Here is a 21,053-nt window from a genome sequence, read left to right on the forward strand (position 1 = left end):
GCACTGTATGTGAAAATAATCATTCTATTTATCCGAATCATTCCACTGACGACTTATTTCTAGGCCATAATCCATATCGTAAACTTCTTTTATAGCTTTAACTTTTTCAAGACTTGCATCGCTAAATACAGATTTATTTTCAAAAGAATGTAGAACGATTCTTTCAAGAAGAACGCCTAGCGAAATATCATGATATTCTGCCATTGCTTTCAAAACTTTTACCATTCTTTTTTCCATCCTAATACCAGTTTGCACACGTTCAACTTTAACTTTTGTATTTTTTTCATTTATTTGTTCATTATTTTGTTTCATAACTTCACATCCTTAATGTAAAAAACGATATTTTGTTACCACGATAACAATGTATCATTATAACATTGATGTATGTTTTGTCAATTGTGTCATTTTATTATTGGTTAAACATAATAGATTCTCGCCCTATTACTATTATCAAGATAATGTAAATTTGTATCCATATAACGAAAAAAACGCTATTCTTTTTATAGAAATATACAAAAAGGATGGCGTTTTTAATATGAATTTATCGATTTTTAATGAACTAGTATTAGTTTTCAAATAATCACAACGATATATGCTGCCTAATAATTTGGAGTGATTAGTTAAAAAGATCTGATTCGTTTAACCAACAAGTGAATATAGTAGACCTATGTGTTTGGTTTAGCAAAAACATAGCTCATACTTCATTAACCCAACCTTTCAGTCGATTAGAAGCTAATAAAAATATTTACATGAATACGGAAGCACTTAACCAACAATCTATATCAACTATTTTCGTCGTATTTGTTTATTAGATTCTACAAATTTGAAATCCCCCTCATACACATAAACTTATCTTAATGTGTATGAGGGATAAGCCCTACCTTTTCTTTATTTCTTTTTTACTTTTATACGATAAGATAAGCAATCATATAGTGAAGCTTGCTCTTTATATCGCGATTGTTCAAAATCAAATGCTCCGCCTGGGAAGAATCCTACTATACTTAAACCTGCTTCACCGCATAGATGGCTAATCTCTTCTACTGTATAGCAACGTAAAGACTGTGTCACAATATCATTTGGATAATTAGGATTCCACCAATGATCTAACATTCTTTCATTTATACTATCATATTCATATTTTCGCATCGCTGAACTTAATGACATTTCTTGTCCACTTATCTTTTTCCAATACAATGGTTGATAAATATCAATAAGTGCACATCCATCATCCTTCATCCAATCTTTAATCCGTTTTAGTAGAAACAATTGCTCATCATCTGTTCCTACACCAAATCCATCTAAATAACTTACTACATCAAATTCTTCCGAAATGTCAATTTGATAGAAATCACCATGGTGAATCGTAATATCCTTACTTGAATGATCCCTTGCAAATTCAACTAATTCTGTTACAAGTTCAACTGTAATCATTTTTACATCTAACTTAGACATCGCCCTTGCGAATCCACCATTTCCTGCACCAAGTTCTAACATCGTTTGAAATGGATGACCAACTTGTTCTTGAACTTCTTTAGCAACCTGCTCTAGCCAGTTTTCTGTATTTATATCATAATTCGACAGTTCAAATTGCTTTTTGTAAAATTCCTTCACATTTAATTCGTTCATTATTATTCTCCTCCCGCAATAGATTTTTCTACTACAGGTGAGAAACTAAATTTCTGATCCCCCTGAAAAATCCCCCTTATCGTTTCCCTATATTCACAATTTATAAAAAAATAAGAATTTTAAAAGTATAAATTCAAAAAGCAGATAATGGATTATTCCACTATCTGCTTTCACATCATTCTATAGCTGCTTTTATTTCCCTTTTTGATACTCCACCCAATCACCAGAAATGATAACTTTCTTCAACATTTCTCTATCTTGAGCAACATACACATATGCATGTGTTTCTATATCCCAAAAATAAATAGTTTGGGTGATCCGGTCATATAAATCACTCTCGGGATTACCTGTATATTCTTCAAGTTCATCTAATTTTTGCAGAACATCACTATTTACTTCATAAACTTCCCCATATACTTTTTCCTCGTTTGAACAAACCATTGCAGGATACCCTTCGTTTGTATCAAATAATTTGCCATACGTCCATGCTCCGTCTGCGATGCATGTTGCACCTTGCATATAATGAGCATTCGTTTGCTCTTTTCTTAACGTGCCATACACGAAAACATGATGCATATGTCCCTATCCCCTTTTTATTGCTCTCTACTTTCTAATTTGTAAATATGCACGAATCATAAAGTAACTCACTTCATCTGGAAGCTGTTCTTTAATAGATTTCAAACCACCTTCTGCATTTTGTACGGCAGTTTCAATAAGAGCTTCATACGCTGCTGGAACAAAGCTTTGCCACTCTACTTCCATACCATCTTCAAAAGAGCGGATTAAGTGGTTTTCAATCGTTTGTCTTGATAGCCCTCTATCTTTCGCAATCTCATTTAGATCAATGCCTTGTTTATACATTTCATATGTTTCTATATGAGAATTCGCTGAAGCTTTTCCTGATTTTTTACGCTCTGAAACAACTTCAGTCTTAATTGTTTCCGCATAGTTTGGATTATCCTCAATAAAGTGCTGAACTGCTTGTAAGAAGTGAGACCCGTACTTCACAAGTTTGTGTTCTCCGATTCCTTTTACAGTTAGGAGTTCGGAGTCACTTTGTGGCATTTTCGCACACATATCTTTTAACGTTTGGTCAGAGAAAATAACGAACGGTGGTACACCTTCTCCTTGCGCAATTTCTTTACGCACTTCACGAAGCACTTCAAATAAAGGATGGTCTTGAACAATTTGTCTCGTTTCCACCCGTTCTTTGCGTAAAACATTCTCTTTACCAATTAATACTTCTTTTCCTTTTTCTGTTACTTTTAATGTCGGATACGTACCATGTTCAACTGCAATTAACTCTTCTGAAATTAAAAACTCAATAAACTCACTGACTTCTTTCACACTACGGTTTGACAAAAGACCGTATGTTGGCAAAGTATGAAAATTAAATTCAATGACTTTCTTATTTTTAGATCCAGTTAATACTTGTGCAATCATTTGCTTTCCGAATCGTTGGTTCGTTCGAATCATACAAGATAGTACCATTTGTGATTCTCTCGTCACATCGATACTTTCACGGTCGTCCGTACAATTACCACAGCGGCCACAATCTTCCTTCGGCTCTTCTCCGAAGTATTGCAAAATAAATGATTGTAAACATTGTTCTGTATGACAGTAATCGGTCATATTTTGGAGTTTTTCAAGTTCGTTTGAAAAACGTGATTCTCCAGTTGATTGATCGATTAAAAAGCGTTGTACTTGCACATCTTGAGAAGAATATAACAAAATACATTCACTATCTAATCCGTCACGACCAGCACGTCCTGCTTCTTGATAGTAACTTTCCATATTTTTTGGCAGTTGATAATGAATAACGTAACGAATATTCGATTTATCAATCCCCATTCCAAACGCTGATGTCGCTACCATAACGCTGATTTCATCTCGTAAAAAGAGTTCTTGCTGTTCATTTCGATCGTGATCGCTCATACCAGCATGATATTTCGATACCGAAACTCCTGCTTTCCCTAAATCTTCATATAACTGATCGACTACTTTTCTTGTAGCTGCATAAATAATTCCAGATTCCTTCTGATTTTGACGAATATAATCTGCTAAATACGCATTACGATCCTGTCCTTTAATTACTGAAAACGATAAGTTCTCGCGTTCGAACGTTGTCATAATTGTATTTTCTTGATTAATTTCAAGCGTATTACAAATATCATCACGTACTTGTGGTGTTGCTGTTGCTGTTAACGCTAAAACGAGCGGTTTTTCTGGAAGATAATCTAATATGCGATGTATATGTAAATAACTCGGGCGGAAATCATGACCCCATTGCGAAATACAGTGCGCCTCATCAATCGCTATCATCGGGATTTTCATATCGATAAGTTGATCAACAAACTCCATAGAATCAAGACGCTCAGGCGCCACGTAAAGCAACTTGTAATGCCCTTGTTTCGCCAATTGAATTCGTTGATTCGCTTCTGTAATAGAAATAGAACTATTAATATATGTAGCGGAAATACCGTTTTGTATTAATGTATCTACTTGATCTTTCATAAGTGAAATCAAAGGTGAGATAACTAATGTCGTTCCTTCGAATACTAATGCGGGAATTTGATAACAAATTGACTTACCACCGCCCGTAGGCATAATACAAACTGTATCTTTCCCATCTAATACATTTTTAATTGTTTCATCTTGTCCTCTTCGGAATGACGAATAGCCGAAATAAGACGCTAAAAGTTCTTGTGCTTTTGTAAACAAAAAAGAGTCACCTGCTTTTCTATATCTTTCATCTATTCCTATTATATCATCACTTATGCGTCATGAAAGTGCTGAATGAAAGAGTTATATATAATCTATCATCAAACTGATTCTCGCCATCCTTTTTCATTATTCTAAGTTTCTCTTCATTTTGGATATTAATTAGTATCGGTGTTTTAGTTGCTTTCTACGTTTTACAACATATAAAACACAAATCTAGTATACAAGAAGAAAGAATTTCAATATAAATATTCATTTTATTCGCCTTCCTAGAATACTACTAATCGTATACATGTGAATTTGAGGAGGTTAAATTATGAAATGTAGTTACAATAGTTCCATCAAGCCTAAAGAGTCAAATAAACAACTCCAATTCTCTAATAATGATGCGTGGAAATATGAATCATTTTATAAGTATCAGCCCTTATTTTCTTATAGCAAGCTTATGAATTTCCTTTCTCAACTTTTTAAACGTTAATACATGTGCCAAATATATATTATTCAAACAAATTTTCTCAACATATAACTTATAGACTTACTACAATACAGTTGTTACCATATATAATAATCTGTTAGATAAACCCCTTATGTTGACCTGCTTAAATTAGCAGGTCTTTTTTATCCTTACATATTGCAATGTATGATATCCTGGCTGAAAAGTCTTTTCTCCATTTTAGAACCCTATTCCACTCTCCACAAATGTTTATAATTCCAAAAAGCAAAATATAAATCCGCTACATTCATACAAGCAATTCATTTTTTCTCAATACACAAAGTAAATTTCATTTGTTATTATGAAGATACTCTAGATGAGTCTTTGCTCATCAACATTATCTAGTTAAAGGGGTCTGCCGCGGGAAGCAGATCCCTTTAACTTTATTAAAAATTATCCTTTTCATTTGGACACATTTACCAGGTTATTTCGAAAGAATTTTATGCTAATATTACGTAGTCGAGTCCGACATCTCGGCAATACCCTTTTGAGGTCCTGCAATTTCCCTTGCAGGACCTCTATTATTTTAAAATTCTTTTGATTCATATATATCATAAGTGTGTTTTTCATTCCCCTTCAACTTTCTCCTTTTCCAACTCTCAAAAAAACTCTTGGACACGTAACTTAAAAATAACGTTTATCATATTGTGAGATATACATGTTCAAAGGAGTGTAACTATTTATGTATACTTATTGGCAATCGTATTACTCCCCTTATCATATCACTAATGGAAACTTCGATTCATTTGTACGAAATTACCGAGTTAGTAAAAACGAAAACTTTTTAAAAGGATATATGCGTTCTTTATGGGAACAACACGTCGCTTGGACACGATTAGCTATTATAAGTATCATCTTTAATTTACCAGACGTAAACGCTACTGTTGGACGTCTTCTACAAAACGCAATTCACATGGGACTTTCACTTGAACCATTCTATGGTGAAGATGCAGTAAAAAAATATAGTGCATTAATTAAAGACCACTTAACAATCGCTGCTGATCTTGTTAAAGCCGCAAAAGCTGGCGATCAAAATGCCGCTTCATCTATAGAAAAAAAATGGTATTCTAATGCCGACGAAATTGTTGAGTTTCTAAACAGTATCAACCCATATATAGAAAAAGAAGAATTTAGAAAAATGTTTTATGAACATTTAGCGCTTACGAAAGCGGAAGCACTTGCCTTCCTAAATAAAGATTATGAGGCAAGCATAAAACTGTACGATAAAATTGAAAAAGAAGCATTAGAAATGGCTGATACTATAACAGATGCAATCGTAAAACAATTTCCGCAAGTATTTCAATAAAGTGAAATTTTAATCAGTGGGTATTTTGTCCATCCCCACTGATTATTAGCCCACACCAATCGGGCTTTTACGAACAGCTGACCTCCCACCTAAATTCTCTACTTAAGCTGAATTTCGAAGTGAGAGCCTTACTGCTCGTTAATGCAGGGTAAAAATAAGCCGATTTGAAAATCAAATCGGCTTATTAAGCGTTCTATCAATGATATTTCACCTCTCCTCTTTACATTTAACGTATATCGATATATTTTATTAATATCCGTTTTTTATAGGAGGAAATAGTTTGATTAACGCCATTGGTCTCGTATTTATACTCACAAATAAACACGAGAAAAAGAAGAAAGTGTATCTGAATGAAAAATTCGCATTAATAGACATTATTGATTCTAAAGAAGTATTTGATGATGAAGGAAACTCATTAGTAGAACTAACATGTAAATACAGTATATATTTAGACGAAAAATACTACTGTAAATCTCTCGATGATTATACTGGACAAGTATTCCCCTTCTTAAGTGCTAAAATAGGAAAAGGACTTCTTAGAAACTTAAATTATTATTTTTCTTACGTTGATGCCTATGATAAAAAACCACCTGTTAAAGAAATAAGACCGCTTATGAAACAAGTAACTAACAGATAACAATAATCATTCAAAAAGAAAGCATCTAATTTTTGATGTTTTCTTTTTTGAATCAAGAACTCGTTACCTTTCATCCTCTTCTAAATGTATGTACCCAGGCATAATTTAAATTAAAAACATTGGAGGATTAGACCGAATGAAATACTCAGAAACAATTGTTAGTAAACGGCTTCGAACACTAAAAATGTCTGGTATGTTTTTCATGCTAGTTTTAATCGCATGGCTTGGATATACAAAATTACTTTATGAAAACGGATTTCTTCAAGAAAAGAAAAATTCAGTTGAAGTAATGAATACTAGCATTACAGGAGAAATTGAAAACACTTTTCATGTAAACTTACAAGGTTATCGTAAAACGAGCCTTGATATCGTAATAGATGCAAGTAAAACCGATCCGAGCGAACTATCATTAATTGAGCTCATCAATAAATCTTGTTCACGAGATTGCATAGGTGAACCCATAACATATGTGAACTCAAACAATGGTTATATCTTTTATAAGGAATCTAACGGAACTAATGTAACTATAAAGATTAAAAAGCAAGATACATGGGAAATTGTAAAAAAATCCGTTCAAAATGGAATCTAAAAGGTTCATACAAAAAAAGAGTACTTACTTCTAAGTACTCTTTCAAAAAAATTACCACTTACGACATTTATCGTCATCATCATCACGTTTACGATTGCAACGGCAATCGTCACAATCACAATGACGTTTACGATTGCAACGACAATCATCACAATCTCTGCGTCTACATCTTCCAAACATTAAATCATCCCAAAATCTATTACAATCTCGGAAATGTCTACAACGACAATTATTTCCCATGAATATGACTCCCCCTAATACATATTAGAATTCATCATATTCTATGTTTAAAAGCATAAAAAGGCTTGTTTAATAGTCTATTTCAAATGTATAAATGTGATGTAATTTGAATCAAGTACTAATTCATGTCTATATTTCCTGCTGCCCTTCCACAGCCCCCTTCAATCTCTGCAACATATACCCAATCCCTCTAGATATGTAATGAGAAATGGCTATATTACACGGTTTATAGATGGGTTCGGTTTAACTAAGCGGATAAATTTATAGGATTTGCGACCAAAATGTGACCGCTATTCAAATAATAACTTGCTATTTGACATAATTATTTCCATTTTATTTTATATAAAGATTACTATACTAATCTAAAATTTCTGTGTTTACATTTTTTCTTTTTATCTCATAATTTTAATTTGGAAAAGGGACTTCACAGTAATTTCTCCTATTATATATATAAATCATGTTTAGTTGAATTAGTTTGATTTTATAAGGAGCCGAAAACCTCTAAATGTTTATTTTATAATTACATAATTAATCCTAACATCTCCAAAAATTGATATAATGATACAGTTATTAATAACCATTAGGGAGATATACAACATGAACTATACAAGTATGCCAAAAAGAATAGGTATGGTTAAGCGGACTCCATTCGCTTCGGTACCGAAGAAATTCAACGGTATTGGTAAGATTGTTAAAAAACAAACAAAAGTGGAGCGCCCTACATTAACCCAAGACGAACAAGAAATTATTGAAAACAAGTTATTATGTTCATTTCTTTCTGAAGAGAAGATGTTGATTACTTATTATAGAGATGGTCATTTACTTAATAGATATATGACTGTAACTGACATAAATCCGATAAAGAATTTAATAACTTGCACTGATGCATCTTATAACAGAATCTTCCTTAAATTTATAGATATAATTGATTTGAGATAAAAAACATACAGTTTTCCAAATATAACCGGGAATAAAAATGAAAGAATCTTGTATTCTAAGTTAAATACAGACAGAGCAAGAGTGTAATTTCTTATGAGAGTTAGCAAGATAAAGGCTGTTTGTTATGGTTATCGAATACAAACTCAATAGAGAAAGCAGAGGAAGCAGTTAGATAAATTCATACCACCATTAGAACCGCCTTTTTCTCCACCATCCCCAACAGTTTGTCCCGTTAGAGCGTTAGGAATCCTACTTTACTTTTTAACTCTCCGTTATATCCTGCTGCGCTTCCACAGCACCCTTCAATCTCTGCAACATATATCCAATCCCTCTACATCCCTCTAACGGATATGTAATGATTTCTTCTGGATATAGCTCCGTCACTACTTTTTTATGTTTCTTCCCTGCAAGTAAAACTATTTCATCAAACTGAAATAAGCCTTTATCAATCATCTGTTGTTTTAATTGTTCAATACTAATAACCTCATCACTCTTTGAATCAAATGCAAGATCATAGTTTTCCTGTACAATATCATTTGGTCTTAAAAATCCATGCTTTGCTGATAATATAACCCAGTTCTCGAAAAACTCAGTTGCATACGCCTGACATGCTTTTCCGAATGGACTAATATATACATCTTTTGCCTCTGCCTCTCCAGAATATGGGTACTTATCCCAAATCTTCTTCTTTCCGCATGGAATTATGCATAACCTTTTCATCGTTATTTCTTACCCCGCTTCTATATTTCTTATGAAATATCAATTTTTCAGTACATTTTTTTACAGAATACTATATACTAATCTTGAAAGATAAAATTACATTATCTTCTATATTTAGTTTAATTTATTTTAGAACAGTCTATTAAGCATATGTATTATTACATAAACACACCGTACTAAAGTCACTTTCATACAGCATGCATACACCTCATCCTTTAGTGAATTTGTAAAGATTTCGTAAAATCAAGTACACTTAATCTCCCAATCGCTATTCAATAGTACAATATATAAATGTATTATAAAAAGGAGGTGAACAACTATGAAAAATATACTCCCAGCATTATTAGCTTATATTATTGTTTGTATCATCGCGATTATCATTCCAGCATCTGACGGCTATAATACTGTAGGTTGGAAATTCTTTGTTGGGCAAGCGTACGCAATACCTATTTTCATTATTGCTGCTATTATTACATTTTATATAAATAAGAAACGATCTTATGAATAAACGATAAGTAGGATAGCTATTGCTATCCTTGTAATTTTATAATAAAAAAGGACAAGCAGCCACTCCGGCTACTTGTCCTTTCTGTTTATCCATACTCAATAATATTAAGCTTGGAATGTTTCTGTTAATACAGGAACGATTTGTTTTTTACGAGATACAACACCTTTTAAAGTAGCTGTGTTATTTTGTAATGTTACGTTGTATGCCTTCTCAACAACGTTTGCTTCTTTACCGATCGCAAGGCCAACAGAATCGTTAGTTAAGATGTCAGTTACAACGAATAAGAATAGGTCTAAACCTTTTTCTTCTACTACTGCAGAAATAACTTTTTCAAGTTCCGCTTGGTGTACAAGAACGTCGTTTGTATCAACAGCGTTTACTTGTGCGATTTCAACTTTCGCGTTACCCATTTGGAATTCTTTAGCGTCAAGGGAGATTAATTGCTCCATTGTTTTTCCGCTTAAGTCAGCACCAGCTTTTAACATTTCTAAGCCGTAGCTATCTGCATCTACACCAGCGATTTCCGCTAATTCACGAGCTGCTGCCACGTCTTGTTCTGTGCAAGTTGGAGATTTGAATAGTAAAGAATCTGAAATAATTGCAGATAACATTAAACCTGCAACTTCTTTACGAATTGCAACACCATTTTCTTTGTACATTTTGTTTAAGATTGTAGCTGTACAACCAACTGGCTCACAACGGTAGTATATAGGATCGCTTGTCTCAAAGTTAGCAATACGGTGATGGTCAATAACTTCTAACACACGAACAGATTCGATATCGTTAGCACTTTGTTGGCGTTCGTTATGGTCAACTAAAATAACGTTGTCCACTTCGTTTGCTACTGTCTCAACAAAACGCGGTCCTTCTACTTTAAAAGAGTCTAACGCAAATTGAGTTTCACCGCTGATTTCGCCTAAACGTACAGGCTCAGCATTCATTCCTAATTCTTTTTTCAATTCTGCATAAGCAATCGCAGAACAAATTGCATCTGTATCTGGGTTTTTATGCCCGAAAACTAGTACTTTTTCCATGTTTTCCACCTCTTCATGAAAAGGATATCTTAAAGAAGCAAATATGACAATATTTAAAGCGTATTTTTTTATAAATAATTGCAGTTTCTTCTATATTTTTCATCGTTTTCACAAAAAAAGACCATCTAAAATATTTTAGATGGTCAAAGGTTATCTTTTCGTTAAAATAAAGATGGAACTTGCACTACGTTATTAACTGCGAAATTGGCAAAGGCAGTCTAATTATCGAATAGCCCTCTTCCTCTCAGATTTGCGGACACAGGCTCCTTTCCTATTTCACGTGCCCATATAGATAACTGGCCGATATGGTGGATTTCGTGGACAATGACATGACGTATTATCTCTCCGTGTGTACATTCAATGACTCGGCGCCTAATTGGTGCGTCTCTAGAGCTAATCGGTTCTTCATTGAAATCAGTTTCTGAAAGTTTCCGAGAATCCATTTCATTTGTCCAAGATGTCACAAATTGCTTCACTTTCTCATGGTATTGAGCTGAAAGATTTTTCACTTTTTGCAAGCTGGCATACTCTTCAAACAACGGCTCCTCGAGCACTGGTTCACCTCGCAAACCTAAGATCCACATATATTCCACATCTACAATGTGAAATAAGGTATGCAGGATACTGCCGAACCCACCGAACCGTTTCTTTAATAGTTCTTCATCCGGTATGTCTTCGCACAATGTAAACCAATCATCACGAACTTGCCAATTATATTGAAACAGTTTCAACATCACAGCAACCTCCATCTTTTAGATTAACATTTAATATTCACCAAAAGACTTCAAAATCCCTATTTAAATAATAACTCTAAAAAACCTATTAAAACCTTCTACAAACTGGCTCTTTAATTGAACATTCCAGATGAAGTTAAAGGGTCAAAAGAAAAACACTATTGTACAGGGTTTTATCAAACTTTATTTTAAATTATCAATCTTTTTTACAAATCAATACACAGACATAATAACAAATATGTCGTTTGAAATTATCTCCCTTTTTAAATAAAAAACTAAATCATTTTATAATAAATAACCGTTGCATCTAACTCACCATTTGGAGAAATTGCATACCCTGGTATTTTGCCGGATTCTTGATAGTCTAATGACTTGTACAATCTATTGGAAGGATCTCCTTCTCTAGTATCTAACACTAAAAGAGACCTATTTTCTTGCTTTGCTCGTTCCTCTGCTTTTTGCATAAGTGAACGTCCAATACCGTTACGTCTAAAGTTTGGATGAGTCATTAACTTACAAATTTCGGCTCTATGGATCCCGTTCGGCTTTGTAACTAGATGTAGTTGAACACTGCCTGCCACTTCATTGTTTATTTTAGCAACATACAATATCACTTCTGGTGCTAATACAGTTTGCCAATACTTTGTCGCTTCTTCTCGTTCCAGTGGCGGTAGAAATCCTATTGAAGCTCCATCATCTACTACAGTTTTCAACAGTTCAGAAAATACTTCAATGTCTTCATCAAGTCGTTTAATCTCTTCTATTACTACACTTTGCATTCCTTTTCCCCCTTTTGTTCACTCAATATACACTTGTATATTACCACTAATTATAAGAGGAAAATTAAAGAAGGAATAACTGAATATTAAGTTGAAATTATTTAAGATATGATTTTTTTAGAAAGGATGGCTTTATGAAATATATTTTAAACAGAACATACGCAAAAGAATTACTTGAGTGGGCGAATCAACAAAACCCAGGTCCTTGGTTCGAACATTCAATTCATGTTGCCCATGCAACTGAGAACATCATTGTCGAACTTATTAAAAATGGGCATGACCTAGATGGTGACATAGCATACAATGCCGCTCTCTTGCATGATATAGGAAGATATAAAGGTTTTACCAAATCGGTTATTCATTCCTATGATGGTTATATGTATATGAATGATTTAGGGTATACAGGAAACGCCATTATTTGTGTGACACACTCATTCCCTTGCAAAAATGAACATATAGATATTGCAGCGGAGTGGAGTCTTGTTCCCGATTATATGGAAAGCCGGTTAATTGAAATATTGAATGAAAATAGTGACTATGACTTATACAATAAAGTAATTACTCTTTGCGACGCTCTCGCTGATGCGGATGGTTTTACTACGCTTGAAAGAAGATTGGTTTCTGTTGGTTTACGTCATGGCACAACCTCTCATACCTCTTTACATTGGAAAGGATTCTACACAATTAAGAATGAATTAGAATCTTTAATCGGTAAGAGTATATACACACTTCTCCCTGATGTAGAGAAATCGATTTATAAAAATATAGAATATTAAAATAAACGAAACTTAAAAACGATAGAATTTGTATTTATGATTCTAAAAAACTCTTTGAAAAGTGGAGGGATAAATTATTAGTAAAATGGGATTTGACTTGATAGAACATAAAGATAACTTTGATTTTGGATATGAAGATATAGTAAGTATATCTAGGAGATGTAAATTTTCTAACTGTTCGCATACTAACGAACCACACTGTGCAGTTCAAAAAGCTCTCTCTGACGGAATTCTTTCTGAAGAAATATTTAATAATTATTATAGAGATATAAATGAGGCACAATATGTTTCTGCACAAAGTAATAAAACAAAAGCTATCGATTATATGAAACAACTGAAACTCTTTCAAAAAAATTAGGCTAAAATAAAAAGCTCTCCTTACAAGCTTATTTTAAGGAGAGCTTTCTCATGTTTAATGAATTTGATTTTTCAATTCCACCATACACTCTTGCACTAAAATCATTGCTTAGCACTTTTCAGTTCTCCTGAAATTGCAGCTAAAACACAACAAGCTTCTAAAATCACTTTACTAAGATCAGCCTTTTTGTTTACGACCAAACAAGGACCATATATAACCCTGATTAAAGATTGAATTTTCAGTTTTTTAATACTAGAAATTTGCATGTTTAAAATTTAACACTATCATCCGCCGATACTTTTTCTTTAGAATTTTCCCTTTCAACCTCTTTACTCCGCTCTTCCCAAATCGTTAAACCTTCAATTCCTACTTTTTTAGGATCAAAAACAGGATCTTTTCCTTCTTTTTTCTGCGTTTCATAATCTTTTAACACTTTTAATGCAGTTTTGCTTAACAATAGGATTGCTATAAGGTTTAACCATGCCATACTACCAATTCCTAAATCTCCGAGGTTCCATAAAAACGAAGCTGATTCTACACTACCGATGTATACCATAATTAAAAATCCAATTTTTAATACTGGTTTTAACCAGCTATATTTGAGCCCACCATCTAAATAAGTAAGCGTCGTTTCAGCGATATAGTAGTAAGCGAGTAAAGTTGTAAATGCGAAGAAGAAGATTGCGATTGAAATGAATATTGGACCAAATCCAGTCATAACAGTTTCAACTGCTTGTTGTGTATAAATTGGACCTGCTTCCACATTTCCTATATTCCGTACAATTGCGCTTTTCCCTTCAGGTATAACATTATACATACCTGTTATTAAAATCATGAGAGCTGTTGCTGTACATACTACAATTGTATCGATATATACAGAAAAAGCTTGAACTAACCCTTGTTTTGCAGGATGCGATACTTCAGCAGCTGCAGAACTATATGTTGCTTCTCCTACACCCGCAACGTTTGAAAATACTGCACGCTTTACTCCCCATGCAATAGCTGCCCCAACGATTCCTCCAAACATTTCATTTACACCAAATGCACTTGAGAAAATTAAAGCAAACATACTTGGAATTTCCGTTACATTCGCAATTAATACGATACATGTAACAATTACATACCCAATTGCCATAAATGGAACTAACATTTGTGAAACGCCTGCAATTCTCTTTACTCCACCAAAAATAATCGCTGCCAATAATACAACTAAAAATATACCAGTTATATATTTACTAATGCCAGAAGAGTTTTCAAATCCAACCGCGATACTACTTGATTGAATCCCTGGTAATAAAACGCCATATGAAAGTGTTACAACCACTGCTACAATGACCGCAAACCATTTCATTTTCAAACCTTTTTCAATGAAATATGGTGTACCACCGCGGTATTCATTTCCTACTTTACTTTTATATACTTGTGCTAATGTTGATTCAACAAATGCACTAGCCGCTCCTAATAGAGCCATCATCCACATCCAAAATACAGCTCCAGGTCCGCCAAAAGCGATAGCTGTCGCGACCCCTGCGATATTCCCTATTCCAACCCTACCTGATAACGCCAAACAAAATGCTTGAAAGGATGATATCCCAGTCTCTGAGCTCTTTCCTTCAAATAATAGTTTAATCATCTCTTTAAAATAACGAATTTGTAAAAAACGAGTTGTAATTGTAAAATACACTCCTGCTCCTAATGCAAAAACAACTAAACCAATACTCCACACTTGCCCTACTAACCATTCTACTAATTTCTCCATCCAAATCCCCCTTATAATTCTTTTGAAAAAGCAATTTTATATATAAGAAAAAGGACAACCTTTATCCTACCTACCAGTTGTCCGCATCTCTTACTATATTTCATCATTCTTTTATCCCGCTATTTGTGGGTAGTATGATTCCCACCTCATGCGTTGAACACAGAGGAAGCAAGGTGGAAAATCACCTACCCGTAAATGCCTGATTGGTTCAACTACTATTCAGCAGGGATGAAAAGACTCCCGACTGAATAGAGTATCACTTAATATTTACCCAAACACTTTTCACTTCTGTATAGTTATCAAGGGCGTATGAACCTAATTCCCGTCCAACACCAGATTGCTTATATCCACCAAATGGTGCAGCAGCATTTTCTAAGTTATAATCATTAATCCACACTGTTCCTGCCTTTAATTTATTGGCAACTTGATGCCCTGTTTTAATATTTTGTGTCCATACACCCGCAGCAAGCCCATATGAAGAGCGATTCGCTCTTTCAATTACTTCTTCTGTTGAATCAAATGGAAGTACAACGACAACTGGTCCAAAGATTTCTTCCTTAACAATTGTCATATCATCAGTAACATTTGTGAATACGGTTGGCTGTACAAAATAACCTTTTTCAAATGCACGTTCACCGCCAGCTGCAACAGTAGCACCTTCAGCTTTTCCTTGTTCAATGTAATTTAGCACACGCTCTTGTTGTTTTTTAGATACGAGCGGTCCCATTTCAGTTTCCGCCTCCATACCTGCCCCAAGCTTCACTTCATTTGCCATTTTTACAAGTTCATTTACGACTGTTTCATAGTGCTTTCGATGAACGAAAACTCGAGATCCTGCGCTACAATTTTGACCATGATTATACATAATTCCTTGGAACGCACCGTTAATCGCTTCTTCTAAGTCAGCATCTTCTAAAATGATGTTTGGTGACTTACCACCAAGTTCTAGTGTTACATGTTTAATTGTTTCTGCAGATTGACGCATAATATATTTCCCTGTAACTGTTGAACCTGTGAAAGCTACTTTATCAATATCATGATGGTTTACAATTGCAGCCCCTGCTTCTTGGCCGAAACCTGGTACAAAGTTTACAACACCGTTTGGAAAACCAGCTTCTTTAAAAAGCTTCGCTGTATATAGTAAAGATAAAGGTGTTTGCTCTGCTGGTTTTAATACAATCGTACAACCTGTCGCAAGAGCGGCTCCCATTTTCCAAGAAGACATAACGAGCGGAAAATTCCATGGAATAATTTGACCTACAACACCAACCGGTTCATGGCGTGTGTAATTTAAATAATCTTTTGAAATCGGAATTGTTTGCCCGATAATTTTTGTAGCCCATCCCGCGTAATAACGATAATTTTCTACAGTTGCTGAAATATCATCATCAAGTGCTACTTGATATGGTTTTCCATTGTCTAAAGCTTCTAGCTGTGCTAATTCTTCTCTATGCTCTTCAATTAAATCTGCTAATTTATAAATAAGATGTGCTCTTTCAGCAGTAGTCATCTCTGCCCACGGGCCTGATTCAAAAGCAAATCTCGCCGCTTTTACTGCGATATCAATATCTTCTTCTTGTGCTTCACATACGACGGCTAGCACATCTTCTGTCGCTGGATTGTATGTTTCGAATGTCTTTCCACTAATAGAAGGAACAAATTCGCCATTAATAAACATTTTAATTTCTTCATTTAAAAACGCTTTCACTTTTGGTTTCAACTCAATGTTTGTCGTTAACATATATGCTCTCCTCCTTGTTTAAACAGCTGCATGAGCTGCAATTTTTGATAAAATCATTTGAAGCTTTTGATCTTCCTCTTCAGTTAATCCTAATCTCGGATAACGAGAAGGTCCCCCGGCTTGTCCGTGTAGTTCCATTGAACGTTTAACGATTTGTACATATTTCCCTGACCCTTCAAGAAACTCGCAAAGTGGTAAAATAGCATCGTTCATTTCCCACGCTTTTTCTAATTCACCATTTTGAAAATGCTCATACATTTTCGTAACGAGACCTGGAACGATATTTCCTGCAACCGAAACCCATCCCGAGGCACCAACTAAATAAGATTCCATAACTAAATCTTCAGACCCACAGAAGACTTGAAAAGCACCTTCGCCTTGTCTTACTAAATCTCTCGCTTTGCGAATATCTCCGCTAGACTCTTTAATATGTGTAACATTTTCACACTCTTTTCCAATTCGAAGCATAAGCTCTGTACTCATATCAATCCCAGAAGTAAATGGATTATTGTATAACATAATTGGTATGTTCACAGCGTTTGAAATTTCTTTAAAATGAAAATAGATTTCTTCTTCTTTCGGTTTACAATAATACGAGTTTATAATTAGTGCACAATCTGCTCCATGTGCTTCTGCATGTTTCGTATACTCAATCGTTTCTTTCGTCGTCTCCGCAGCAGTTCCAACAATTACTGGAATACGGCCATCAACTTCTTTCAATACTGTTTCTACCATTCTAAATTTTTCTTCTTTTGATAAACTTACAAACTCTCCTGTACTACCATTAATGATAATACCCGCAACCTTTTGATCAATAAAGTAGTTTACATTTTGTTTTACCCCATTCCAATTGATCTCTTGAAACTCATCCATCGGTGTTATTAATACTGGAAATGCCCCTTTAATTTTTTGCATATTTATCTCTCCCTTTAATATTTTATTTTAATAAGAAACCTGTCGGAAACGGATCCGTAGGGTCTAATAGAAACGTCTGCATCCCTGTAATAAACCCTCTACTTTCAAAACGGAAAATGTATCCCTTTTCTTCCTTCTTCACTTTTTCAACTGTTATAAAGCTATTAAATATACTTTCATTTTTAAAAGGTTTATCCGTTATAAAATCATTTTTAAATAAAGCATGAATATAAGACACAATTGTAGAAACAAATCCCGGTGAACGCACAATAAAGTTATCTTCATGAAATGTAATTGTCTTTATATTGTTCTCTTCTTTTTGCAATGAATCTACTAAAATAAGCCTTTTAATTAGAGAGTGTTTTTGTATGGCCTGAAGTGTAGCTTCTCCCCATTTTTTCAATTCAGAAATGTTTTCAATACGAATTTCTGGTGATGTCGTATCCTTTTCTACAACTGCATATACTTTATCTGCCTGTATAAGAGAGTAACTTATATTACCAATCTTTAAGTCTTTCTCAACCATGTAACATAGTTTGCTTTCAAACGAAACAGATATAACTTCATCATGCTCTACATACGCATGAACTGAAAAAATACCAGATAGCGTTTCAATTTTGTATTGATTAGACTCCCTCTTTTTTAAATATCCACTTTCTAGTAACATCGTTATTACGGCGACAATACCACCATAATGAAGAGGGATTGATCCTTCATGATTAAAAAACAATACAGCTGCATCCACTTCCTTATGAATAGAAGGAACGACAATACATCCATTTAAACCGATAAAACCACGTGGTTCATTTAATAAAAGCTTCATTTCTTCTGCTAATTCTCCTGAAAATTGTTCATTTAAATGTTCTAAACTGTAGTAGTATTTGCATGGTACGTCTTTCATTACACGAAATGCTTCGCCAGCTACGTGCACATCTACTGCTGTATAAATTTTTTGAATGTTCATTTTACATCCTCCGTTTCATGCTCCATCGGCGGAATTAGCAAAAAGCCTTCTTTAAGCGGATCCTTTTCATTGTAAAAAAATCTATGCATTCCCATAAGCCAAGCTGATCCCGTAATTTTCGTTACTACAGCTTCAATATTTTCGACATATGTTGTATTCATGACACACCCTTTAAATAGAGAACCTACAATACTCTCATGAACGAATTCTTCATCAATGTCGATTTTTTTATGAGCGTATAATACAGCTAACTTCGCTGATGTTCCTGTACCACATGGAGATCGATCAATTCCTCCCGGCGGAACAACAACTGTATTTTTCACATGCGCACTTTCATGAGTAGGATCTGTATAAAATTCAACATGTGTTAATCCTCTTATAAACGAATACTGCGGATGAATGATTTCAAACTTCTCATTAATTGTATTTCTAATATGAATCGCCTTATCAATGATTGTAGATGCGTTTTCTGGTACTAACTCTAGACCTACTGACTTCGCATCGATAATGGCATAAAAATTCCCTCCATACGCAATATCAGCCTCTACAGTTCCAATTCCATCGACGTGTACAGAAATATTTTTCAGTAAAAAAGCTGGTATGTTACAGAAGGAGACTTCTTTCGCCTTACCATTTTGAACAGTAATATCTACTTCAACTAAGCCAGCTGGTGTATCTAGCTTTAAAGAAGTAACCGGTTCAATTACAGGAATTAAACCTGATTCAACTAAAGCTGTACATACACCAATTGTATCGTGACCACACATCGGTAAATATCCACCTGTCTCTATGTATATAACGCCTATATCAGCTTCCGGATGACACGGATCTGTTAATAGTGCTCCTGACATTACATCATGGCCACGCGGTTCATTCATTAACAATTTTCGAATCCAGTCATACTCCCTTTTCATATGTAACATCTTCTCTGCCATCGTCTCTCCAATTAACTTAGGAAGTCCGCTAATTAATGTCCTCGTTGGATTCCCGCCTGTATGTGTATCAATTGTCGTAAAAACTCTTTGTGACCTCATCCGTTTAACACCCTTTCTGTAAAACGACTCAAACGAAGTGGTTCAATAGGAATGATTGTTTCTTTTTCATTTAATAACTCTTCAATCACTTTCCCGGTAACTGCTGCAAGACTAATTCCATCACCTTCATGTCCAGCTGCTATAAAGTAGTTCGGAATATGTTCCACTCCTGAAATGATTGGCAAATGATCTTCTGTCCACGGGCGTAAACCAGCATATGAACGAATCACCATCATATCTGCCATTTTCGGATAAAAACGAATTGCTCTATTCGCAATACATTTAATAACCTCATTGTTAATCCTCGTATGAAAGCCTACAAACTCTCTACTACTACCAATTAAAAAATTTTGGCTTTCTGTCGGTTCAAATACAAGTGCCACCCCGTATTTTTCAGTTAAAGCATCCACTTTTCGTTTTCCGCCAAATTTAGAAATTAAATAACCAAATTCCATTACTTTACGGCAACCTACGTGTTGTTGCCTTGAAGCTACAATAATATGTCCCTTTCTCGGTTCAATTGGGATATTCACATCTAACATCTGTCCGATTTTAGGAGCCCACACACCGGCTGCGTTCACAACTTGTTTCGCAGTAAACGTTCCATTTGTCGTTTCTACAATAAAGGAACCGTCTATATCTCTTTTTATTTCTTTCACTTCTGTATGATTAAAAGCTTTTGTACCAAATTTCTTCGATTCTGCAAGAAGTGAAAAAGCAAGAAGATATGGATTTACAGTTGAATCCGTTGCACATTCTAAACCACCCAATAAATCATCTGCAAAAAATGGTGATTCTTCTTTTATATCTTGCCTATCAAGCATTCGAAACGGTAATCCAGCTTCTTTTTGACGATTTACCCATTGCTGTGCTGCCTCCATTTCTTCGTCTGATTCACAAACGAGAATGCTTCCTGGCGCCCTATATTCAAATGAGTGCTCCAACTCTTCACTTAGTTCTGTTACTAATTTTTGACTTACTAACGACATTTGGCTATCAAACCCTGGGTCTTTATCAATCGCTAAAATATTCCCGTCACACCGTGAAGACGTTCCACTGACAAATTCTCCTTTTTCAATGATCGTTACGTCTCTTCCGTATTTTGAAGTGTAATAAGCGATAGAACATCCTATAATTCCACCGCCTATTATTAAAACGTCACAGTGCCTCATATATAGCA

22 protein-coding genes are annotated in these 21,053 nt (G+C 34.5%); 7 read left to right on the plus strand and 15 right to left on the minus strand.

What is annotated here, in order from left to right; all coding sequences use genetic code 11:
• Positions 1–24: 24 nt before the first annotated feature.
• The 4 genes from EXW56_RS13290 to recQ all read right to left on the minus strand — a co-directional run bounded on the left by EXW56_RS13290 (position 25) and on the right by recQ (position 4,347).
• Positions 25–312, minus strand: a complete 288-nt coding sequence (locus EXW56_RS13290; protein ID WP_215556954.1) for a hypothetical protein — start codon at positions 310–312, stop codon at positions 25–27.
• Between the two features lie 576 nt (positions 313–888).
• A complete protein-coding gene (locus tag EXW56_RS13295; RefSeq protein WP_215556955.1) occupies positions 889–1,626 on the minus strand; it encodes a class I SAM-dependent methyltransferase in 738 nt (245 codons plus the stop codon).
• A 192-nt stretch (positions 1,627–1,818) separates the two neighbouring features.
• A complete protein-coding gene (locus tag EXW56_RS13300; RefSeq protein WP_002110302.1) occupies positions 1,819–2,202 on the minus strand; it encodes a gamma-glutamylcyclotransferase family protein in 384 nt (127 codons plus the stop codon).
• 27 nt (positions 2,203–2,229) lie between these two features.
• Positions 2,230–4,347: a DNA helicase RecQ gene (recQ, locus tag EXW56_RS13305; RefSeq protein ID WP_098988638.1), complete on the minus strand. Its 2,118-nt coding sequence runs from the start codon at positions 4,345–4,347 to the stop codon at positions 2,230–2,232.
• Positions 4,348–5,522: 1,175 nt separating this feature from the next.
• On the opposite strand from recQ, the gene EXW56_RS13310 reads away from it, so the two are divergent.
• From EXW56_RS13310 to EXW56_RS13320, 3 genes are all read left to right on the plus strand, one after another.
• A complete protein-coding gene (locus tag EXW56_RS13310; protein ID WP_215556956.1) occupies positions 5,523–6,146 on the plus strand; it encodes an acetylglutamate kinase in 624 nt (207 codons plus the stop codon).
• Positions 6,147–6,426: 280 nt separating this feature from the next.
• Positions 6,427–6,783: a hypothetical protein gene (locus EXW56_RS13315; protein WP_000606233.1), complete on the plus strand. Its 357-nt coding sequence runs from the start codon at positions 6,427–6,429 to the stop codon at positions 6,781–6,783.
• 136 nt (positions 6,784–6,919) lie between these two features.
• Positions 6,920–7,372 carry a hypothetical protein gene (locus EXW56_RS13320; RefSeq protein WP_002200237.1) on the plus strand — a complete coding sequence of 151 codons (453 nt, stop codon included), beginning with the start codon at positions 6,920–6,922 and terminating at the stop codon, positions 7,370–7,372.
• Between the two features lie 51 nt (positions 7,373–7,423).
• On the opposite strand, the gene EXW56_RS13325 is transcribed toward EXW56_RS13320, so the two are convergent.
• Complete coding sequence (locus tag EXW56_RS13325; protein WP_252188319.1) at positions 7,424–7,612, minus strand: hypothetical protein; 189 nt, start codon at positions 7,610–7,612, stop codon at positions 7,424–7,426.
• A 597-nt stretch (positions 7,613–8,209) separates the two neighbouring features.
• On the opposite strand from EXW56_RS13325, the gene EXW56_RS13330 reads away from it, so the two are divergent.
• A complete protein-coding gene (locus EXW56_RS13330; protein WP_002110308.1) occupies positions 8,210–8,551 on the plus strand; it encodes a YolD-like family protein in 342 nt (113 codons plus the stop codon).
• A 261-nt stretch (positions 8,552–8,812) separates the two neighbouring features.
• On the opposite strand, the gene EXW56_RS13335 is transcribed toward EXW56_RS13330, so the two are convergent.
• On the minus strand, positions 8,813–9,271 hold the full coding sequence (locus tag EXW56_RS13335) for a DUF6884 domain-containing protein (protein ID WP_215556959.1): 459 nt from the start codon (positions 9,269–9,271) through the stop codon (positions 8,813–8,815).
• A 319-nt stretch (positions 9,272–9,590) separates the two neighbouring features.
• Here EXW56_RS13335 and EXW56_RS13340 point away from each other — a divergent pair, with 319 nt between their 5' ends.
• Positions 9,591–9,779 (plus strand): DUF4017 family protein, encoded by a 189-nt coding sequence (locus EXW56_RS13340; RefSeq protein WP_000789863.1) that lies wholly within the window; start codon positions 9,591–9,593, stop codon positions 9,777–9,779.
• Between the two features lie 104 nt (positions 9,780–9,883).
• On the opposite strand, the gene ppaC is transcribed toward EXW56_RS13340, so the two are convergent.
• The 3 genes from ppaC to EXW56_RS13355 form a co-directional block, all read right to left on the minus strand.
• Complete coding sequence (gene ppaC / locus EXW56_RS13345; protein ID WP_002200235.1) at positions 9,884–10,813, minus strand: manganese-dependent inorganic pyrophosphatase; 930 nt, start codon at positions 10,811–10,813, stop codon at positions 9,884–9,886.
• A 218-nt stretch (positions 10,814–11,031) separates the two neighbouring features.
• Entirely contained in the window at positions 11,032–11,547 is a 516-nt protein-coding gene (locus EXW56_RS13350; protein WP_002200234.1) for a DinB family protein, read from the minus strand.
• Between the two features lie 275 nt (positions 11,548–11,822).
• Positions 11,823–12,326 (minus strand): GNAT family N-acetyltransferase, encoded by a 504-nt coding sequence (locus EXW56_RS13355; RefSeq protein WP_002200233.1) that lies wholly within the window; start codon positions 12,324–12,326, stop codon positions 11,823–11,825.
• Between the two features lie 134 nt (positions 12,327–12,460).
• Between EXW56_RS13355 and EXW56_RS13360 the strand changes: the two genes are divergently transcribed.
• Both EXW56_RS13360 and EXW56_RS13365 read left to right on the plus strand, forming a co-directional pair.
• Positions 12,461–13,102 carry an HD domain-containing protein gene (locus tag EXW56_RS13360; RefSeq protein WP_215556961.1) on the plus strand — a complete coding sequence of 214 codons (642 nt, stop codon included), beginning with the start codon at positions 12,461–12,463 and terminating at the stop codon, positions 13,100–13,102.
• 85 nt (positions 13,103–13,187) lie between these two features.
• Positions 13,188–13,460 (plus strand): hypothetical protein, encoded by a 273-nt coding sequence (locus tag EXW56_RS13365; RefSeq protein WP_002200231.1) that lies wholly within the window; start codon positions 13,188–13,190, stop codon positions 13,458–13,460.
• Between the two features lie 268 nt (positions 13,461–13,728).
• On the opposite strand, the gene EXW56_RS13370 is transcribed toward EXW56_RS13365, so the two are convergent.
• The 6 genes from EXW56_RS13370 to EXW56_RS13395 form a co-directional block, all read right to left on the minus strand.
• Positions 13,729–15,219: an alanine/glycine:cation symporter family protein gene (locus EXW56_RS13370; protein ID WP_215556962.1), complete on the minus strand. Its 1,491-nt coding sequence runs from the start codon at positions 15,217–15,219 to the stop codon at positions 13,729–13,731.
• A gap of 256 nt (positions 15,220–15,475) precedes the next feature.
• On the minus strand, positions 15,476–16,960 hold the full coding sequence (locus tag EXW56_RS13375) for an aldehyde dehydrogenase family protein (RefSeq protein ID WP_002110322.1): 1,485 nt from the start codon (positions 16,958–16,960) through the stop codon (positions 15,476–15,478).
• An 18-nt stretch (positions 16,961–16,978) separates the two neighbouring features.
• Positions 16,979–17,875, minus strand: a complete 897-nt coding sequence (dapA, locus tag EXW56_RS13380) for a 4-hydroxy-tetrahydrodipicolinate synthase (RefSeq protein ID WP_215556963.1) — start codon at positions 17,873–17,875, stop codon at positions 16,979–16,981.
• 22 nt (positions 17,876–17,897) lie between these two features.
• Positions 17,898–18,839 (minus strand): proline racemase family protein, encoded by a 942-nt coding sequence (locus EXW56_RS13385; protein ID WP_002200227.1) that lies wholly within the window; start codon positions 18,837–18,839, stop codon positions 17,898–17,900.
• Complete coding sequence (locus EXW56_RS13390; protein ID WP_002200226.1) at positions 18,836–19,873, minus strand: proline racemase family protein; 1,038 nt, start codon at positions 19,871–19,873, stop codon at positions 18,836–18,838. Before EXW56_RS13390 ends, EXW56_RS13385 begins: the two co-directional genes overlap by 4 nt.
• Positions 19,870–21,045 (minus strand): NAD(P)/FAD-dependent oxidoreductase, encoded by a 1,176-nt coding sequence (locus EXW56_RS13395; protein ID WP_002200225.1) that lies wholly within the window; start codon positions 21,043–21,045, stop codon positions 19,870–19,872. Before EXW56_RS13395 ends, EXW56_RS13390 begins: the two co-directional genes overlap by 4 nt.
• Positions 21,046–21,053: the final 8 nt, after the last annotated feature.

Origin of the sequence: Bacillus mycoides (assembly GCF_018742245.1) — a bacterium.
In the GTDB taxonomy this organism is placed as follows: Bacteria; Bacillota; Bacilli; order Bacillales; family Bacillaceae_G; genus Bacillus_A; species Bacillus_A cereus_U.

What these genes read in the sequence shown, in the direction of transcription:
- EXW56_RS13290 (WP_215556954.1), bottom strand. Translation starts at nt 312, where the DNA reads ATGAAACAAAATAATGAACAAATAAATGAAAAAAATACAAAAGTTAAA.
- EXW56_RS13295 (WP_215556955.1), bottom strand. Translation starts at nt 1,626, where the DNA reads ATGAACGAATTAAATGTGAAGGAATTTTACAAAAAGCAATTTGAACTG.
- EXW56_RS13300 (WP_002110302.1), bottom strand. Translation starts at nt 2,202, where the DNA reads ATGCATCATGTTTTCGTGTATGGCACGTTAAGAAAAGAGCAAACGAAT.
- EXW56_RS13310 (WP_215556956.1), top strand. Translation starts at nt 5,523, where the DNA reads ATGTATACTTATTGGCAATCGTATTACTCCCCTTATCATATCACTAAT.
- EXW56_RS13320 (WP_002200237.1), top strand. Translation starts at nt 6,920, where the DNA reads ATGAAATACTCAGAAACAATTGTTAGTAAACGGCTTCGAACACTAAAA.
- EXW56_RS13325 (WP_252188319.1), bottom strand. Translation starts at nt 7,612, where the DNA reads ATGGGAAATAATTGTCGTTGTAGACATTTCCGAGATTGTAATAGATTT.
- EXW56_RS13330 (WP_002110308.1), top strand. Translation starts at nt 8,210, where the DNA reads ATGAACTATACAAGTATGCCAAAAAGAATAGGTATGGTTAAGCGGACT.
- EXW56_RS13335 (WP_215556959.1), bottom strand. Translation starts at nt 9,271, where the DNA reads ATGAAAAGGTTATGCATAATTCCATGCGGAAAGAAGAAGATTTGGGAT.
- EXW56_RS13340 (WP_000789863.1), top strand. Translation starts at nt 9,591, where the DNA reads ATGAAAAATATACTCCCAGCATTATTAGCTTATATTATTGTTTGTATC.
- ppaC (WP_002200235.1), bottom strand. Translation starts at nt 10,813, where the DNA reads ATGGAAAAAGTACTAGTTTTCGGGCATAAAAACCCAGATACAGATGCA.
- EXW56_RS13350 (WP_002200234.1), bottom strand. Translation starts at nt 11,547, where the DNA reads ATGTTGAAACTGTTTCAATATAATTGGCAAGTTCGTGATGATTGGTTT.
- EXW56_RS13355 (WP_002200233.1), bottom strand. Translation starts at nt 12,326, where the DNA reads ATGCAAAGTGTAGTAATAGAAGAGATTAAACGACTTGATGAAGACATT.
- EXW56_RS13360 (WP_215556961.1), top strand. Translation starts at nt 12,461, where the DNA reads ATGAAATATATTTTAAACAGAACATACGCAAAAGAATTACTTGAGTGG.
- EXW56_RS13365 (WP_002200231.1), top strand. Translation starts at nt 13,188, where the DNA reads ATGGGATTTGACTTGATAGAACATAAAGATAACTTTGATTTTGGATAT.
- EXW56_RS13370 (WP_215556962.1), bottom strand. Translation starts at nt 15,219, where the DNA reads ATGGAGAAATTAGTAGAATGGTTAGTAGGGCAAGTGTGGAGTATTGGT.
- EXW56_RS13375 (WP_002110322.1), bottom strand. Translation starts at nt 16,960, where the DNA reads ATGTTAACGACAAACATTGAGTTGAAACCAAAAGTGAAAGCGTTTTTA.
- dapA (WP_215556963.1), bottom strand. Translation starts at nt 17,875, where the DNA reads ATGCAAAAAATTAAAGGGGCATTTCCAGTATTAATAACACCGATGGAT.
- EXW56_RS13385 (WP_002200227.1), bottom strand. Translation starts at nt 18,839, where the DNA reads ATGAACATTCAAAAAATTTATACAGCAGTAGATGTGCACGTAGCTGGC.
- EXW56_RS13390 (WP_002200226.1), bottom strand. Translation starts at nt 19,873, where the DNA reads ATGAGGTCACAAAGAGTTTTTACGACAATTGATACACATACAGGCGGG.
- EXW56_RS13395 (WP_002200225.1), bottom strand. Translation starts at nt 21,045, where the DNA reads ATGAGGCACTGTGACGTTTTAATAATAGGCGGTGGAATTATAGGATGT.